The organism is Streptomyces sp. YJ-C3 (assembly GCF_053891275.1).
This window is the reverse complement of the sequence record NZ_CM132685.1, coordinates 6445278-6462642: the sequence shown is the minus strand read 5'-3', so window position 1 is coordinate 6462642 and position 17365 is coordinate 6445278. Positions and strand designations below refer to the sequence as shown.

At 71.9% G+C, this 17365-nt stretch carries 13 protein-coding genes; 11 read left to right on the top strand and 2 right to left on the bottom strand.

Features of this window, described 5'->3' with window-relative positions; all coding sequences use genetic code 11:
• Positions 1-2 precede the first annotated feature (2 nt).
• Positions 3-785 carry a hypothetical protein gene (locus ACVHNB_RS28955; RefSeq protein WP_456226243.1) on the top strand — a complete coding sequence of 261 codons (783 nt, stop codon included), beginning with the start codon at positions 3-5 and terminating at the stop codon, positions 783-785.
• A 124-nt stretch (positions 786-909) separates the two neighbouring features.
• Entirely contained in the window at positions 910-2043 is a 1134-nt protein-coding gene (locus tag ACVHNB_RS28950; protein ID WP_456226242.1) for a glycosyltransferase family 4 protein, read from the top strand.
• A gap of 22 nt (positions 2044-2065) precedes the next feature.
• On the opposite strand, the gene ACVHNB_RS28945 is transcribed toward ACVHNB_RS28950, so the two are convergent.
• Positions 2066-3733 (bottom strand): PucR family transcriptional regulator, encoded by a 1668-nt coding sequence (locus ACVHNB_RS28945; RefSeq protein WP_428955596.1) that lies wholly within the window; start codon positions 3731-3733, stop codon positions 2066-2068.
• A gap of 44 nt (positions 3734-3777) precedes the next feature.
• Positions 3778-5580 (bottom strand): glycoside hydrolase family 15 protein, encoded by a 1803-nt coding sequence (locus ACVHNB_RS28940; protein WP_428957711.1) that lies wholly within the window; start codon positions 5578-5580, stop codon positions 3778-3780.
• A gap of 576 nt (positions 5581-6156) precedes the next feature.
• Here ACVHNB_RS28940 and ACVHNB_RS28935 point away from each other — a divergent pair.
• The 9 genes from ACVHNB_RS28935 to ACVHNB_RS28895 all read left to right on the top strand — a co-directional run bounded on the left by ACVHNB_RS28935 (position 6157) and on the right by ACVHNB_RS28895 (position 17330).
• A complete protein-coding gene (locus ACVHNB_RS28935; RefSeq protein ID WP_428955597.1) occupies positions 6157-7830 on the top strand; it encodes a CTP synthase in 1674 nt (557 codons plus the stop codon).
• A gap of 105 nt (positions 7831-7935) precedes the next feature.
• Positions 7936-8565, top strand: a complete 630-nt coding sequence (locus ACVHNB_RS28930; RefSeq protein ID WP_428955598.1) for an NUDIX domain-containing protein — start codon at positions 7936-7938, stop codon at positions 8563-8565.
• Between the two features lie 315 nt (positions 8566-8880).
• The gene (locus ACVHNB_RS28925; protein WP_456226241.1) at positions 8881-11013 is read left to right on the top strand and encodes a tetratricopeptide repeat protein; all 2133 of its coding nucleotides are present in this window, start codon (positions 8881-8883) and stop codon (positions 11011-11013) included.
• 145 nt (positions 11014-11158) lie between these two features.
• Entirely contained in the window at positions 11159-12274 is a 1116-nt protein-coding gene (ald, locus tag ACVHNB_RS28920; RefSeq protein ID WP_428955600.1) for an alanine dehydrogenase, read from the top strand.
• A gap of 353 nt (positions 12275-12627) precedes the next feature.
• The gene (locus ACVHNB_RS28915; RefSeq protein WP_428955601.1) at positions 12628-13809 is read left to right on the top strand and encodes a ParA family protein; all 1182 of its coding nucleotides are present in this window, start codon (positions 12628-12630) and stop codon (positions 13807-13809) included.
• Positions 13794-14384, top strand: a complete 591-nt coding sequence (locus tag ACVHNB_RS28910; RefSeq protein WP_428955602.1) for a hypothetical protein — start codon at positions 13794-13796, stop codon at positions 14382-14384. The genes ACVHNB_RS28915 and ACVHNB_RS28910 overlap by 16 nt, the downstream gene beginning before the upstream one ends.
• Positions 14385-14411: 27 nt before the next feature.
• Positions 14412-15554 carry a segregation and condensation protein A gene (locus tag ACVHNB_RS28905; protein ID WP_456226240.1) on the top strand — a complete coding sequence of 381 codons (1143 nt, stop codon included), beginning with the start codon at positions 14412-14414 and terminating at the stop codon, positions 15552-15554.
• Positions 15551-16195, top strand: a complete 645-nt coding sequence (gene scpB, locus ACVHNB_RS28900; protein ID WP_428955604.1) for an SMC-Scp complex subunit ScpB — start codon at positions 15551-15553, stop codon at positions 16193-16195. Before ACVHNB_RS28905 ends, scpB begins: the two co-directional genes overlap by 4 nt.
• A gap of 10 nt (positions 16196-16205) precedes the next feature.
• Positions 16206-17330, top strand: a complete 1125-nt coding sequence (locus ACVHNB_RS28895; protein WP_428955605.1) for a pseudouridine synthase — start codon at positions 16206-16208, stop codon at positions 17328-17330.
• The last annotated feature ends 35 nt before the right edge of the window (positions 17331-17365 follow it).

The window sequence follows — 17365 nt, the reverse complement described above, 5'->3', positions numbered from 1 at the left end:
GCATGACCGACGTCACCCGCGCCCTCCGTTCCGCCGCGCTCGCCGCGAGCGTCACCGGAGTCGCCCGCACCGCCCTGCGCCGCACGAAGCCGGGCGGCGCGGGGTCGTGGGACCGCAAGAACCACGCGGGTCGCGGTGTCGACCTGTGCCCCGGCCCCGCCGCCGCGCTGGGCGTCGCGGCGGGCGCGCTCGCCGCGGACCCCGGCACACGGGGCGCCGCCCTCGTCGCCACGCTCGCCGCCGGGGCCTGCGGCGCGTACGACGACGTGGCCGGAGCGGGCGACGAGCGACGCGGCTTCCGCGCACACCTCGGAGCGCTGCGGAACGGCGAACTCACCAGCGGCGCCGTGAAGTTGTTCGGTATTTCAGCCGCCGGGCTCGTCGCGGGCGCGCTGCTGAAGGAGCGCCGCGTCGACCGGGCGCTCGCGGGTGTCGTCATCGCGGGCACGGCCCACTTCGTCAACCTCGTCGACGTACGCCCCGGCCGCGCGGCCCAGGCGGTCCTCGCGCTGGGCGCTCCCGGCCTGCTGCGCGGGTCCCTCGCGGCCGCGCCGATGGGCGCCGCCGCGGCCGCGCTCCCCGACGACCTCGCCGAACGCGGCATGCTCGGCGACACCGGGGCGCACGCCCTCGGCGCCGCGCTCGGCGTGGCGATCGTCGCGGGAAACACGAGGGCCGGGCTCCTCGCGCACGCCGCCGGACTCGTGGCGGCGGCCGCCTACGGGGAGCGCGTGAGCGCATGGGCCCGCAAGGATCTGAAGCAGGCGGCCAACTCACCCGTGTGAGTGGTCCGGTGCGCCGTGTTGCCCGTCGCCGCGCGGTGGGGGACCGTGGCCGGTGCCGGAACGACCGTACGGACTGGCATCCTTGGCCCAGACCACTCGAACCGACCACCAGGAGCCCGGCCGCGTGAGCCACGTGAGCAGCCACTCATCGAACGGACAGACGCCGCTGCGCACCGTGCAGGTGCTGGGCGGCGGCAGTGCGGGCAGCAGCGCCCATGTCCGTTCGCTGGCCGCCGGGTTGGTGGCCCGCGGGGTGCGCGTCACGGTGTGCGCGCCGTCCGAGGCCGAGCGTGCGTACGGGTTCGGCGACGTCGGCGCCCACCATCTCGCCGTGCCGCGCAGCAGCGACCCGGCGTCCGTCGCCGCGCTCCGGGTGGCCTGCGCCGACGCCGACCTGGTGCACGCGCACGGCCTGCACGCCGCGCTGCGCGCCTCCCTCGCGCTCAGCGGCCGCCGCATCCCGCTCGTCGTCACCTGGCACACCCGCGGGTACGCGGAAGGGGCCCGCGCCCACCTGCTGCGCATGCTGGAGCGACGCGTCGCCCGGGCCGCGTCCGTGGTCCTCGGCACCTCCTCCGACCTGGTGGACCGGGCCCGGACGCGCGGCGCCCGCGACGCCCGGCTCGCCGCCGTCTCCTTCCCGCTGCCGCGCCACCCCGAGCCCTTCGACGACGCCGACGCCGAGCGCGCCCGCCTCAAGACCCGGGCCGAACTCGGCGCCTTGGAACGCCCGTTGCTGATGGCCGTGGGCAGCCTGCAGCGGCACCGGGGCTACGACGTACTGCTCGACGCCGCCCACGCCTGGATGGCCCTCGACCCCGCGCCGCTGCTCGTCATCGCCGGTGAGGGGCCCGAGCGGGCCGCGCTCCAGCGGCGCATCGAGAGCGAGGGGCTGCCGGTGCGGCTCGCGGGCCGGCGGGACGACGTCGCCGAACTGCTGCCCGCCGCCGACGTCGCGGTACTGCCCAGCAGCTGGGAGTCGCGCTCGCTGCTCGCGCAGGAGGCGCTGCACGCCCGGGTGCCGCTGGTGGCGACCGAGGTCGGCGGCATCCCCGAACTCGTCGGGGAAGCGGCCGAGTTGGTGCCGTACGGGGACGCCCCGGCGCTGGCCCGCGCCGTCGAGCGGCTGTTGTCCGATCCCGGGCGCCGCGCCGAACTCAAGGACCTGGGCAGCGCACAGGCCGCGTCCTGGCCGACCGAGGACGCGACCATCGCCCAAGTCCTCAGCGTCTACGACGAGTTGACCGGAGCCGTCTGACCGTCCGCGGACCGCTCCTCGGTCACGGCACGTGACGGCGGGCCCGCAGCGCCAGGCTCAGCGCCAGCACCGTCTGCGGGTCATCGAGGTCCGTGCCGAGCAACTCCCCTATACGGGCCAGGCGGTTGTAGAGGGTCTGCCGGTTCAGATGCAGCTCGCGCGCCGTCTCCGCCTTGCGGCCCGCGTGTGCCAGATACGTCTGGAGCGTGGGCAGCAGCGGCGGCTTCGCGCGCTTGTCGTGGTCCTGGAGCGGACCGATCGCCCGCTCCACGAACGCCGCCAGATCCGGATGGTCGCGCAGCCGCCACAGCAGCAGATCGATGTCCAGGCGCCGCGCGTCGTACCACGGCCGGTCGTCCAGGCCCTGCGCCGCCGTCGCCGTCTCCGCCGCGTGCCGCAGACCGGCGGCCGCCGCGGCCCAGCCGCCCGCCCCGCCGACCACCACGACCGGCGGCAGGGTCCCCGCCCGCTGCATCCCGGCCCGTTCCACCCCGGCCCGCAGCGCCGCCGCGACCCGGTCCGCGACCGCCGTGCGCTCCGACTCCGAGCGCAGCCCGAGCAGCAGCGGCACCCTCCCCTCGACAGGGCGCACGCCGAGCAGGACCGGGACGCCGACCGACGCCAGCTCCTCCGACACGGCCCGCGCGAGGACGGCCCAGCCGCCGCCGGGGGACAGGCCCACCGATCCGGCCGACGCCTCCGGCAGCCGCATCACCACCGGCAGCAGCGGCCCCTGACCGGTCGGCCTGAAACCGAGGACCCGGGCCTGCGCCGGGGCGTCCTCCGGCGTGATCCGGCCCTCGGCGAGGTCCGTGAGGAAGTCACCGCGCCCGCGCGCCGCCAGCTCCTCCTCCTGCCGCGCCTGCATCAGCACCACGGCGAGCGAACCGGCCGCCCGCTCGGCCGCGATCCGGTGCACCGGCGCGAGCGGCGCCGACACCGGCAGCAGCACGAGCCGCGCCCGCACCGAACCGGCCCCGGGACCGCCGCCCGGTACGTCCACGAGGACCGCCCCGACGGGCGGCTCGTCCTTGTGCGTACCGCGCATGCCCTCCCACACCTGGAGCGGATCGGCCACGTCGGCCTCCACCCCGGCCGCGTACAGGAGCTGCCCGTCGGCGGTCTCCAGGAACACCGGGTTGCCGCTGAACTCGGCGAGAATGCGCAGCACTTGAGGGACGCCGCCACCGCCGAGGAGGGCGTCCGTGCACCGCCGGTGCACCTCCTCGGCGCGCTGCAGCAGGGCATAGTGCCCATTGACGATCTCGGTGTGGATCTCCTCGGTGACCGTCACGAACGGCACCTCGCGGTGCAGCTGCACCAGCGGCAGGCCCGCCGTCCGCGCCGTCTCCACCAACGCCGCGGGCAGCCGCGCGAACCGCTGCCCCAGCTCGATCACCAGCGCCGCGATGCCCCGCTCGGCCAGCTTGCGCACGAACGCCCGCTGCTCGGCGGGCCGCGTCCCGATGCCGTACCCCGTGGTCAGCAGCAGCTCGCCGCCCTTGAGCAGCGACGCGATGTTCGGCACCTCGCCCGCGTGCACCCAGCGCACCGTCCGCTGCAGCCGGTCCCCGCCCGCCACCACCTCGGGCAGCCCGCTGCGCAGCCCCGGCAGCTCCAGGGCGCGCTGCACGGTGATGCCGCCTGGGGTGTTCTGCGAGGCCGACGGGGTGGGGGTGGCGCTGTCCATGCAGCGGACGGTACCGGCGCGCCCGCCCCGGCGGCATCCCGGGGTCAGCCGGCGTACGCCCCCGAAGCGGTCAGCCGCAGGGCGGTGTCGATCAGCGGGACATGGCTGAAGGCCTGCGGGAAGTTGCCGACCTGACGCTGCAGGCGCGGGTCCCACTCCTCGGCGAGCAGCCCCAGGTCGTTGCGGAGCGCGAGCAGCTTCTCGAAGAGCTTGCGGGCCTCGTCGACCCGGCCGATCATCGCCAGGTCGTCCGCCATCCAGAACGAGCAGGCGAGGAACGCCCCCTCGTCGCCCGGAAGCCCGTCCACACCGGCGTTGTCGCCGTCCGTCGGGTACCGGAGGATGAAGCCGTCCGTCGTCGACAGCTCCCGCTGGATCGCCTCGATGGTGCCGATGACGCGCTTGTCGTCGGGCGGCAGGAAGCCCATCTGCGGGATCAGCAGCAGCGACGCGTCGAGCTCCTTGCTGCCGTAGGACTGCGTGAAGGTGTTGCGCTCCTTGTCGTAGCCCTTCTCGCAGACGTCCCGGTGGATGTCGTCGCGCAGCTCGCGCCACTTCTCCAGCGGGCCGTCCGCGTCACCGGACTCGATGAGCTTGATGGTGCGGTCGACCGCCACCCAGGCCATGACCTTCGAGTGCACGAAGTGGCGGCGCGGGCCGCGCACCTCCCAGATGCCCTCGTCCGGCTCGTCCCAGTGACCTTCGAGGTAGCGGATGAGCTTCAGCTGGAGCAGGGAGGCGTAGTCGTTGCGGGCCAGGCCCGTCATGTGCGCGAGGTGCAGGGCCTCGGTGACCTCGCCGTACACGTCGAGCTGGAGCTGGTGCGCCGCCCCGTTGCCGACGCGCACCGGCGCCGAGTTCTCGTACCCCGGCAGCCAGTCGAGCTCCGCCTCGCCGAGCTCCCGCTCGCCCGCGATGCCGTACATGATCTGCAGGTTCTCCGGGTCACCGGCCACGGCCCGCAGCAGCCACTCGCGCCAGGCGCGGGCCTCCTCGCGGTACCCGGTGCGCAGCAGCGACGACAGCGTGATCGCCGCGTCACGCAGCCACGTGTACCGGTAGTCCCAGTTGCGGACGCCGCCGATCTCCTCCGGCAGCGACGTGGTGGGCGCGGCGACGATGCCGCCGGTCGGCGCGTACGTCAGCGCCTTCAGCGTGATCAGCGAGCGCACCACGGCCTCGCGGTAGGGGCCGTGGTACGTACAGTGCTCGACCCACTCGCGCCAGAAGTCCCGCGTCGCCGCCAGGGAGCCCTGCGGGTCCGGCAGCGGCGGCTGGTCCTTGTGCGAGGGCTGCCACTGGATGGTGAACGCGACCCGGTCACCGGGGGCCACCGTGAAGTCGGAGTACGTCGTCAGGTCCTTGCCGTACGTCTCCGCCTCCGAGTCCAGCCACACGGAGTCGGGACCGGCCACCGCGACCGTACGCCCGTCCACCTTGTGCACCCACGGCGTGATGCGCCCGTACGAGAAACGCATACGCAGCACCGAGCGCATCGGGACGCGCCCGCTGACGCCCTCCACGATCCGGGTCAGCTGGGGCGCGCCGTCGCGCGGCGGCATGAAATCGGTGACGCGGACGGTGCCGCGCGGGGTGTCCCACTCGGATTCGAGGATCAGCGAGTCACCGACATAACGGCGGCGGGCCGCCGTCGGTGGCTCCGCGTCTGCGGCGTGCGCCGGGCCGAGGCGCCAGAACCCGTGGTCCTCGGTGCCGAGCAGTCCGGCGAAAATGGCATGCGAGTCGAAGCGGGGCAGGCACAGCCAGTCGACGGTGCCGTCCCGGCAGACCAGGGCGGCGGTCTGCATGTCTCCGATAAGTGCGTAATCCTCGATGCGCCCGGCCACGTGCATCTCCAGTCGAACGGCCACGTACGCCCCTGAACCTGAACTGCGACAGTGTGTCGAGGGGCGATCGCAATGCGGTCTCAGCGGTCAACGGTCTAGATCGGTCAACGGTCAAAGGGGGGTCAACGGATCGTCTTGATACGTCGTCCTGATACGTCGTTGTCAAACGAACTGACGAGCCGGTTGTTCCGGCTGCGGCACCGGCGATCGGACTTCGTGTTCCGGTGAACGGTCTCGAACGGACGGGGGTGTTGCCGTTGTGGTGCCGTTTTCCTGTGTGACTCGCCAGCCGAGTGTCCGAGCAGGATACGACGCGGCCAAGTGATCTGCGCGCCCCTCCCGGCAACGTGCCTGAGCCGAACGAGTGAGCGCCGGGTGACGATGTCGTGTGCCCGTGGTGACGCGTGCGCGGAGCGTGGCCGGAAGCACCCTCGTCCCGTCGCTGATACCCTGGTAGCCCGTGAGCCGGTGGTCCTAGAACCCCCGAACCGCAGCGACGGCGCCTCCCCCCCGAAAGTCAGGAGAGCACGCCGGTACGCACCCCCAGACCGCGACCACGGGAGCCCCCTCTTGGCCATGACGCCCAAATCCACGACGACCAAGCACATCTTCGTCACCGGGGGTGTCGCTTCCTCCCTCGGCAAGGGCCTCACCGCCTCCAGCCTCGGGATGCTGCTCAAGGCACGGGGCCTCCGCGTCGTCATGCAGAAGCTCGACCCGTACCTGAACGTCGACCCCGGCACGATGAACCCCTTCCAGCACGGCGAGGTGTTCGTCACGAACGACGGCGCCGAGACGGACTTGGACATCGGACACTACGAGCGCTTCCTCGACCGTGACTTGGACGGCAGCGCCAATGTCACTACAGGCCAGGTGTACTCGCAGGTCATCGCCAAGGAGCGGCGCGGCGAGTACCTCGGCGACACGGTCCAGGTCATCCCGCACATCACGAACGAGATCAAGCACCGCATCCGCCGCATGGCGACGGACGAGGTCGACGTCGTGATCACCGAGGTCGGCGGCACGGTCGGCGACATCGAGTCGCTGCCGTTCCTGGAGACGGTCCGCCAGGTCCGCCACGAGGTCGGCCGGGACAACGTGTTCGTGGTCCACATCTCGCTGCTGCCCTACATCGGCCCCTCCGGCGAGCTGAAGACCAAGCCCACCCAGCACAGTGTCGCGGCCCTGCGCAACATCGGTATCCAGCCGGACGCCATCGTGCTGCGCTGCGACCGTGAGGTCCCCACCGCCATCAAGCGCAAGATCAGCCTGATGTGCGACGTCGACGAGGACGCCGTCGTGGCCTGCCCCGACGCCCGCTCGATCTACGACATCCCGAAGACCGTGCACGGCGAGGGCCTGGACGCGTACGTCGTCCGCAAGCTGGACCTGCCGTTCCGCGACGTGGACTGGACGACCTGGGACGACCTGCTCGACCGCGTCCACAACCCCGACCACGAGATCGTCATGGCCCTGGTCGGCAAGTACATCGACCTGCCCGACGCCTACCTGTCGGTGACCGAGGCGCTGCGCGCCGGCGGCTTCGCCAACAAGGCCCGCGTCAAGATCAAGTGGGTCACGTCGGACGACTGCAAGACGCCGGCCGGCGCCAAGAAGCAGCTCGGCGACGTCGACGCGATCTGCATCCCCGGCGGCTTCGGCGACCGCGGTGTGTCCGGCAAGGTCGGCGCCATCCAGTTCGCCCGCGAGAACAAGATCCCGCTGCTCGGCCTCTGCCTCGGCCTGCAGTGCACGGTGATCGAGGCCGCGCGGAACCTGGCCGGCATCCCGGACGCCAACTCCACCGAGTTCGACGCCGCCACCGCCCACCCGGTCATCTCCACCATGGCCGAGCAGCTCGACATCGTCGCCGGTGAGGGCGACATGGGCGGCACGATGCGCCTGGGCATGTACCCGGCCAAGCTCGCCGAGGGCTCCATCGTGCGCGAGGTGTACGACGGCAAGGAGTACGTCGAGGAGCGCCACCGTCACCGCTACGAGGTGAACAACGCGTACCGCTCCGAGCTGGAGAAGAAGGCCGGTCTGCAGTTCTCCGGCCTCTCCCCGGACGGCAAGCTCGTCGAGTACGTCGAGTACCCGCGCGAGGTCCACCCCTACCTGGTCGCCACCCAGGCGCACCCGGAGCTGCGCTCGCGCCCGACGCGTCCGCACCCGCTGTTCGCCGGTCTGGTGAAGGCCGCCGTGGAGCGCAAGGTCGCGGCCGCCGCAGGGGCCAAGAAGGCCAAGTAAGGGCTCTGAGGGGCTTGTAACACAAGCGATGTACGGTTACCGGGGTGCGTGCCTTATGCGGCACGTGCCCCGGTTTCTTTTGTGTGCGTGGGAGGACGTGTCGACATGACGACGATCAAGGACACCGCCGAGGCGTGGGAGGTCCGGGCGACCGAGACCCCGTTCGTCGGGAACAAGACCTCGGTGCGCACGGACGACGTCGTCATGCCGGACGGGTCGGTGGCCCGCCGCGACTACCAGGTCCACCCGGGTTCGGTGGCCGTGCTCGCCCTGGACGACCAGGGCCGGGTGCTGGTGCTCAAGCAGTACCGTCACCCCGTCGGCATGAAGCTCTGGGAGATCCCGGCCGGGCTCCTCGACATCCCCGGCGAGAACCCGCTGCACGCCGCGCAGCGCGAGCTGTACGAGGAGGCGCACGTCAAGGCCGAGGACTGGCGGGTCCTCACTGATGTGTACACGACCCCGGGCGGCTGCTCCGAGGCCGTCCGCGTCTTCCTCGCGCGAGACCTCTCCGAGGCGGAGGGGGAGCGCTTCGAGGTGGAGGACGAAGAGGCCGACATGGAGTTCGCGCGGGTACCGCTGGCCGAGCTGGTCCGGGGTGCGCTCGCCGGTGACCTGCACAACAACTGCCTTGTCGTGGGGGCGCTTTCGCTGGCCGCGGCGCTCGCGGGTGACGGGGTCGACGGTCTGCGTCCGGCTGAGGCGGAGTGGCCTGCGCGGCCGTTCGAGGCCTGATCCGCTTACTCGTCCGCCTCGTTGATGTCTCGTCGGCGGCTGCGGCTTTCGTCGTGGCCGGTCGCGCAGTTCCCCGCACCCTGGAAGCACGCGGCTTCGCCGCGCGGGGAACCGCGCGAGAAGCCCCACCGGCCCGCAGCCGCCAACGAGACAGCCGACGAAACCAGCCACGAACAGCCGCTTAATGCGACGATCCGCTGATCCGATCAGGGGACTCGCGCGCGCCGCTCGCCAAGGGCACCGGCACCCGCTGAACTAGGCTCGGCACCGCCCCTGCCGACCCCCGGAGGGGCTGGGTGAGACGGAGCGTGGCCCGTGACGGATCAGGCGGTCGAGTCGGACGACGTGACGGCGGTCGAGGCGTCCTCGGGGTCGTCCCGCAAACGGCGCCGCACCCGCCGGGGCCAGGATGTGACGGAGCATCAGTTCCTGGGGCGCAGGCTCGAGTTGAAGGAGCTGCGGTCCGACATCGAGCGGGCCGGGCTCGACACCCTGTCCGGCCGCAAGGCACCCCGGGCCCGCGTCCTGCTGATCGCGGGCCGCCCCGGCACCGGCCGCACCGCCCTCGCCGAGGAACTCCTGGGCCAGGTCGCCGACCAGTACCCGGACGGGGCGCTGCGCACCCGGCTCACCGCCCCCGACGGCACCCCCGTGCCGACCGAGCGCGTCGCCCGCGACCTGCTGAACGCGCTCGAACTGCCAGCGCCCCCCGGCGAGTCGGCCGACGACCTGACCGAGCGGCTGCGCGAGGGCCTGTCCGTGCGGCGGGTCGTGCTGCTGCTCGACGACGCGGGCGACGCCGAGAACGTCGACCCGCTGCTGCCCGACACCCCGGACTGCCTGGTCGTGGCCGTGGCCGAGGGACCGCTCACCGGCATCCCGGACGTGCGGCCCTGCACGCTCGGCGGGCTCGACACCAAGTCCGCGCTCGAACTCCTGACGCGGCACACCGGGTCCGTCCGGATCACCTGCGACCCGCGCTCCGCCGAGTCCCTGGTCGAGCTGTGCGGAGCCGAACCCGCCGCCCTGGAGATCGCCGGCGGCTGGCTCGCCGCGCGCCCCAAGGAGTCCGTGGCCGACCTGGCCAAGCAGCTGCACTCCGCCGAGGACGCCGGGGACGGCCCCGCCCTCGCCCGGGTCTTCCGGCACTCCTACGCCACGCTCCCCGGGCCCGCCGCGCGGATACTGCGATATCTGTCGCTGGCCCCCGAGGGCTACGTCGACCCGCACACCGCGTCCGCGCTGGCCGGCTGCTCCGTGTCCGCCGCCCGCACCACCCTCGACGACTTCGTCACCCTGGGCCTGGTCCGGGCCGTCGAGTCGGAGCTGCCGCAGTACGAGGTGCCGGGCTGCCTGGTGCCGCTGCTGCGCGGGCTCACCGAGACGCTGGACCGGCCCGCCGAGGTGCAGCTGGCCCGCGCCCGGATGCTGGAGCGGACCGTCCGGCTGCTCACCTCCTGCCGCGCGATCACCGAGCCCGACGGCTCCCCGGCCCGCAAGAAGCTCGCGGGGCTGCCCAGCGCCCTGCGGTTCGCGGACCCGGAGGCGGGCGCCGAGTGGCTGCGCGTGCGGCAGCCCGCGCTGCTCGCCGCGGCCCGGCTCGCCGTGGCGGACGGGGAGCTGGACACCCTGGCCCGGCGGCTGATGGCCGCGCTGGTGCGGGCCATGGTGGTCCACCGGGGCACCGAGGCCGCCGCGCCCGAGCTGTACGGGATCCACCGGCTGGTTCTCGACGTGGCCGAGCGCCGGGACCTGCCGCGGGAGAAGGCCGCCGCACTGCTGAACCTCGCCGACCTCGACGCCGGGACCGGGCGGACTCAGGAGGCGCTCGCCCGGTACCGGGCCGCGCTGGACGCCGGACGGGCCGCGCAGGACCCGTACGCGACCGGCCGCGCGATGGAATCCGTAGGCGGCGCCCACCAGGAGCTGGGGGACTGGCAGCGGGCCGCCGACTGGTACGGCCGGGCCCTCGCCCAGCGGCTCACCCGAGGCGAGCGGGCCGACGCGGCGCGCCTGCACGGGCGGATCGCCGCCGTCCACACGTACGCGGGCCGCTACGGCGAGGCGCTGCGCGGCTGGCGCTCGGCCGTGGCCGGATACCGCAAGGAGGGCGATGTCCCGGCCCAGGCACGGGCGTTGAGCGAGCTGGCCCGGGTGCAGGAGTACGCGGGGCGGCCCGAGGACTCGCTGCGGACCTGTCAGGAGGCCGTCGAGTGGGCCAGGCAGGCCAAGGACGTACGGCTGCAGGCCGCGCTCCAGCTGCGGCTCGCCGACACGCTGGAGCGGCTCGGCGACCCGGCCGCGGCCAAGCTGCACAGGGGTGCGGCCGAGCGCATGCTGGGAGAGGAGATGCCCGGCGGGTCGGGTGGTGGCACCCCGGAGACAGCAATCCCTTCGGAACAAGCCACTAACACCTGCGAAATCCGTAGTGCTTCTGCAGAAGATTGATGCATCGAAAGGCTAGACAGCTAGAAAACCTTCATTAGACTGGCTCCGCCGCGTCCTTCCGTGGCGTCTCCCGGTGTGTCTGTCTGCGCACTGGTATGTAGTGCATTGCCCGAGATATCCCCTGAGCCAAGGACCGTGATCGACGATGAAGGTCGGCATCCCCCGCGAGGTCAAGAACAACGAGTTCCGGGTGGCCATCACCCCCGCCGGCGTGCATGAGCTCGTGCGCCACGGCCACCAGGTCCTCGTCGAGCAGAACGCCGGTGTGGGTTCCTCGATCACGGACGCCGAGTACGTCGCCGCGGGCGCGCAGATCCTCGGTACCGCCGACGAGGTGTGGGCCACGGCCGACCTGCTCCTGAAGGTCAAGGAGCCGATCGCGGAGGAGTACCACCGCCTCCGCAAGGACCAGACGCTCTTCACCTACCTGCACCTGGCCGCGTCCAAGGAGTGCACGGACGCGCTCCTGGAGTCGGGCACCACCGCCATCGCCTACGAGACGGTCGAGACCGCGAACCGCGCGCTCCCGCTGCTCGCCCCGATGTCCGAGGTCGCGGGCCGCCTCGCCCCGCAGGTCGGCGCCTACCACCTGATGGCCGCCAACGGCGGCCGCGGTGTGCTGCCCGGCGGTGTCCCGGGTGTCGCGGCCGGCAAGGCCGTCGTCATCGGCGGCGGCGTCTCCGGCTGGAACGCGGCGCAGATCGCCATCGGCATGGGCTTCCACGTGACCCTGCTCGACAAGGACATCAACAAGCTCAAGGAAGCCGACAAGATCTTCGGCACGAAGATCCAGACCGTCGTCTCCAACGCCTTCGAGCTCGAGAAGGCCTGCCTCGAGGCCGACCTCGTCATCGGCGCCGTCCTCATCCCGGGTGCCAAGGCCCCGAAGCTCGTCACCAACGAGCTCGTCTCGCGCATGAAGCCGGGAAGTGTCCTTGTCGACATCGCGATCGACCAGGGCGGTTGCTTCGAGGACTCGCACCCGACGACGCACGCCGAGCCGACCTTCCCGGTCCACAACTCGGTCTTCTACTGCGTCGCCAACATGCCCGGCGCCGTGCCCAACACCTCGACGTACGCGCTGACCAACGCCACGCTCCCGTACATCGTCGAGCTGGCCAACCGCGGCTGGGCCGAGGCCCTGCGCCGCGACCCCGCGCTCGCCCTGGGCCTCAACACCCATGACGGCAAGGTCGTTTACAAGGAGGTCGCCGAGGCGCACGGCCTGGAGCACGTCGAGCTGGAGACGCTGCTCGGCTGAGCCCGCCCGGCGCACAATCCGGGGCGACGTCAACGAAAGTCGTCAATCTCACGCCTACGGCCGGACCTTGCGAGGGGTCCGGCCGTAGGCGCATGCATCCGGACTTGGTCAACTCGCCTTGAACGTAACCCTTTAACCGATTCGCGCACCCGCGAAACGCGCCGAAGAACCGTCGCACGCCCTTGACATGAGGGTGTTCCGCAGTCGCTGAAGTGCCGACACATCGTGCCGGGTCCGGCGGATTGTGTTGCTGCGGAGTGGTGACACGCCATAGAGTCGCCAACCGTCGGCATGGTGCCACGCTGACCTATCGATAAATGTTCCTGGTCACATCCAAGGAGGTAAGACGACTTGTGAATGAGTCGACATTTACTCCCGGAGGTGGCCAGCCAGGTGGACAGGGACCCACGGGGCTTCAAGCTGTCGGCTCCGTCGCTGTGCGTACCTTCGCGGCCCACCAGAGCGGCTACCAGAGCAGCCCCCAGCAGAAGCCGACGCAGACAGCACACCAGAGCATGGATGGCCATCACGTGAACGCCATGGCCGGCGACCGAAGCGGCGACACACACAGCCACTTCGCCGACTACGACGAACTGTCCCCCGAGGGGCACTTCTACGACCCCGACGCCGAATACGAGCCCGACCCCGAGTACGCGGCCACGCTCGCCCCGGACGCTGCCCGTCAGCGCCGCGAGCGCGTCGGCCCCACCGGGCGTCCGCTGCCGTACTTCCCGATTCCAGGACCGCTGACCGACCACGGCCCGGCGAAGATCATCGCGATGTGCAACCAGAAGGGCGGCGTCGGCAAGACCACGTCGACCATCAACCTGGGTGCCGCGCTCGCCGAGTACGGCCGCCGGGTCCTGCTCGTCGACTTCGACCCGCAGGGCGCGCTGTCGGTGGGCCTGGGTGTGAACCCGATGGAGCTCGACCTCACGGTCTACAACCTGCTCATGGAGCGGGGCATGTCGGCCGACGAGGTCCTCCTCAAGACCGCCGTCCCGAACATGGACCTGCTCCCCAGCAACATCGACCTGTCCGCTGCCGAGGTGCAGTTGGTCAGCGAGGTCGCGCGCGAGTCCACGCTGCAGCGGGCGCTGAAGCCGCTGATGGCCGACTACGACTACATCGTGATCGACTGTCAGCCCTCGCTCGGCCTGCTCACGGTGAACGCCCTGACGGCCGCTCACAAGGTGATCGTGCCGCTGGAGTGCGAGTTCTTCGCGCTGCGCGGTGTGGCCCTGCTCACCGAGACCATCGAGAAGGTCCAGGAGCGGCTCAACCCGGAGCTGGAGCTCGACGGCATCCTCGCCACGATGTACGACTCCCGCACGGTGCACAGCCGTGAGGTGCTGGCGCGCGTCGTCGAGGCCTTCGACGATCACGTCTACCACACGGTCATCGGGCGCACGGTCCGCTTCCCGGAGACCACGGTCGCCGGCGAGCCGATCACCACGTACGCCTCGAACTCGGTCGGTGCCGCGGCCTATCGTCAGCTCGCCAGGGAGGTGCTCGCCCGGTGTCACGCCGAGTGAGTCTGCCCGGGGCCGACGAACTGTTCCGTACGACCGGGGGAATGGCACTGCAGTCGTCGTCGCCGAGACGTCCGGCGAACGGTGAGGCACGGGTGCCGGGTCCGGCCGGCGAGAGCGACGAGGCCGCCGCCGCGTCACCCGCCGCGGAGGAGGGCGACGCGGACACCGCGTCGGCGCCGTCCCCCGAGCACACGGCCGCCGAGGCCGAGTCGGACGCCGGCTCGCGCAGCCGGGCCGCCGCCGCGGAGAACGGGGAGAAGCCGGCCCGGCGTTCCTCCGGTGGCGCGCAGGAAGGTTCTGGCAGTGGGCGCGGCTCGACCGCGGCCGCCCGGCGCCGGTCCCGCGCCGCCAACCGGCGCCCCAGCGGGCGTGAGCGGCACGACGAGAAGATCACCGTGTACGTCTCCGCCGAGGAGCTGATGGACCTCGAGCACGCGCGGCTGGTGCTGCGCGGGGAGCACGGGCTCGCCGTCGACCGGGGCCGCATCGTCCGTGAGGCGGTCGCCGTGGTCCTGGCCGATCTGGAGTCCCGCGGGGACGCGAGCATTCTCGTACGCCGGCTGCGCGGGCGCTAGCACCGTTCGCGGTAGCCTCCGGCGTTGATGCCCGTGAACGATTCCTCCCTTCCGCCCGGCCGGGGCGCACGTCGGCGTGTGCTGGGCCGCGGGGTGGCTCCGCCGGTCGAACCGGACGCTCCCGTGGCCCCGGATCCGGAGGCCGCCGGGGACGGAGCCGAGGCGCCGCCCGAGCCGGAAGCGGTGGCTGCGCCCGAGGCGCATGCTCCGCCCGAAGCCGAAGCCGAAGCCGAAGCCGAAGCCGAAGCCGAAGCCGAAGCCGAAGCCGAAGCCGAAGCCGAAGCCGAAGCCGAAGCCGGTCCGGAGGCGGTGGCTGATCCGGAGGGTGAGCCCGAGGCCGACGACGGGCGCTTCAAAGTGCGGCTCGCCAACTTCGAGGGGCCCTTCGACCTGCTGCTTCAGCTCATCTCGAAGCACAAGCTCGACGTCACCGAGGTCGCGTTGTCCAAGGTGACCGACGAGTTCATGGCCCACATCCGGGCCATGGGGCCGGACTGGGACCTCGACCAGACCACCGAGTTCCTCGTCGTCGCCGCGACACTGCTCGATCTGAAGGCGGCCCGGCTGCTGCCCGCCGCCGAGGTGGAGGACGAGGCCGACCTCGCGCTCCTGGAGGCCCGTGACCTGCTGTTCGCGCGGCTGCTGCAGTACCGCGCGTACAAGCGGATCGCCGACATCTTCAGCGAACGGCTCGACGCGGAGGCGCGGCGCTACCCGAGGACCGTCGGCCTGGAGCCGCACCATGCCGACCTGCTGCCCGACGTCGTCATCAGCATCGGGGCGGAAGGGTTCGCCGAGCTCGCCGTGAAGGCGATGCAGCCCCGGCCCAAGCCGCAGGTCTACGTCGACCACATCCACGCCCCGCTGGTCAGCGTGCAGGAGCAGGCCGGCGTGGTGGTGGCCAGGCTGCGGGAGCTCGGCGAGGCCAGTTTCCAGGACCTGGTGGCGGACACCGACGACACCCTGACCGTCGTGGCCCGGTTCCTGGCGCTGCTCGAGCTGTACCGCGAGAAGGCCGTCGCCCTGGACCAGGAGACCGCGCTCGGCGAGCTCCTCGTGCGCTGGACCGGCGGCGAGGACGCGACGGAGCCCGTCGTGACGGACGAGTTCGACCGGGCCCCCGAGGTGCCGGGCGGCGACAAGGACCAGCAGAAGGAGGGCGCGGTATGAGCGCCGAGACGGACAGCACCGCCGTGGCCGGGCTCGCGCTCAAGCCCGCCCTCGAAGCCGTCCTCATGGTCGTCGACGAGCCCGCCACCGAGGAGCACCTCGCCAGGATCCTGGAGCGGCCCCGACGGGCCGTCGCGGACGCGCTGCGGGAGCTGGCCGACGAGTACACCGTGCAGGGCCGCGGCTTCGAGCTGCGGCTCGTCGCCGGTGGCTGGCGGTTCTACACGCGGCCCGAGTACGCCGCCGCCGTCGAGGGCTTCGTGCTCGACGGGCAGGTCGCCCGGCTCACCCAGGCGGCCCTGGAGACCCTGGCGGTCGTCGCGTACCGCCAGCCGGTGAGCCGATCGCGGGTCTCCGCCGTGCGCGGAGTGAACTGTGACGGGGTCATGCGAACCCTGCTCCAGCGCGGTCTGGTGGAGGAGGCGGGCGCGGAACCCGAAACAGGTGCGATCCTGTACAGGACGACGAACTACTTTCTGGAGCGGATGGGCCTGCGCGGCCTGGACGAGCTGCCGGAGCTCGCGCCCTTCCTCCCCGAGGCGGACGCGATCGAGGCGGACACGCTGGAAGGGGTTCCGTCGTTCGACCCGGACGCACCCGATGCGCCGGGTGCCGAGTACACCGAGTACACAGCCGACTAACGGAAACTTGATGCGAAGCAGCAGCGGCAGGAACAGCAGCGGAAACAACGGCGGGAGCCGTGGTGGCAACAGCGGCGGCCGCGGCGGGAACAGCGGCGGCCGCGGTAACCACCGCGGGGCCGGCAACAACCGCGACGACAAGCAGGGCGGCAGCGGCCGTCCGAAGAAGCCGCGTCCGGAGGAGCGGCGTTACGACGTGGGCCCCGGCGGCACCCAGGACGGCCCGAAGTCGGGCCGCGGCGCCTCGGCGCGCGGCGGCGCCAAGGGCGGCCCCAGGCGCGGCCAGCAGTCCGGCGGCCGGACGGCCCCCTCGCGCTCCCGTGAGTACGAGACGCGGACCGAGGAGCGCAACCGCGACCGGTACGCGGGCAAGAAGGAAGTGAAGCTCCCGAAGACGTTCCCGGGTGCCGAGCAGGAGGGCGAGCGGCTGCAGAAGGTGCTCGCCCGCGCCGGCTACGGCTCGCGGCGCGCCTGTGAGGAGCTGGTCGACCAGGCCCGCGTCGAGGTCAACGGCGAGATCGTGCTGGAGCAGGGTCTGCGTGTCGACACCGAGAAGGACGAGATCAAGGTCGACGGGCTGACCGTGGCCACGCAGTCGTACCAGTTCTTCTCGCTGAACAAGCCGGCCGGCGTCGTCTCCACGATGGAGGACAACGAAGGCCGGCAGTGCCTCGGCGACTACACGAACAACCGTGAGACGCGGCTGTTCCACGTCGGGCGGCTCGACACCGAGACCGAGGGCGTCATCCTGCTCACCAACCACGGCGAGCTGGCGCACCGGCTGACCCACCCCAAGTACGGCGTGAAGAAGGTCTACCTCGCGCACATCGTCGGGCCGATCCCGCGCGACCTGGGCAAGCAGCTCAAGGACGGCATCCAGCTGGAGGACGGGTACGCGAAGGCGGACCACTTCCGCGTCGTCGAGCAGACCGGCAAGAACTACCTGGTCGAGGTGACCCTGCACGAGGGCCGCAAGCACATCGTGCGGCGGATGCTGGCCGAGGCCGGGTTCCCCGTCGACAAGCTGGTGCGGGTGGCCTTCGGGCCGATCACGCTCGGCGACCAGAAGTCGGGCTGGCTGCGCCGGCTGTCGAACACCGAGGTCGGCATGCTGATGAAGGAAGTCGACCTGTAGGTCGCCCCGCGCAGGGCTTGTGCGCTCCGGCCCCC

What these genes read in the sequence shown, in the direction of transcription:
- ACVHNB_RS28935 (WP_428955597.1), top strand. Translation starts at nt 6,157, where the DNA reads ATGACGCCCAAATCCACGACGACCAAGCACATCTTCGTCACCGGGGGT.
- ACVHNB_RS28930 (WP_428955598.1), top strand. Translation starts at nt 7,936, where the DNA reads ATGACGACGATCAAGGACACCGCCGAGGCGTGGGAGGTCCGGGCGACC.
- ACVHNB_RS28905 (WP_456226240.1), top strand. Translation starts at nt 14,412, where the DNA reads ATGCCCGTGAACGATTCCTCCCTTCCGCCCGGCCGGGGCGCACGTCGG.
- ACVHNB_RS28895 (WP_428955605.1), top strand. Translation starts at nt 16,206, where the DNA reads ATGCGAAGCAGCAGCGGCAGGAACAGCAGCGGAAACAACGGCGGGAGC.
- ald (WP_428955600.1), top strand. Translation starts at nt 11,159, where the DNA reads ATGAAGGTCGGCATCCCCCGCGAGGTCAAGAACAACGAGTTCCGGGTG.
- ACVHNB_RS28955 (WP_456226243.1), top strand. Translation starts at nt 3, where the DNA reads ATGACCGACGTCACCCGCGCCCTCCGTTCCGCCGCGCTCGCCGCGAGC.
- scpB (WP_428955604.1), top strand. Translation starts at nt 15,551, where the DNA reads ATGAGCGCCGAGACGGACAGCACCGCCGTGGCCGGGCTCGCGCTCAAG.
- ACVHNB_RS28945 (WP_428955596.1), bottom strand. Translation starts at nt 3,733, where the DNA reads ATGGACAGCGCCACCCCCACCCCGTCGGCCTCGCAGAACACCCCAGGC.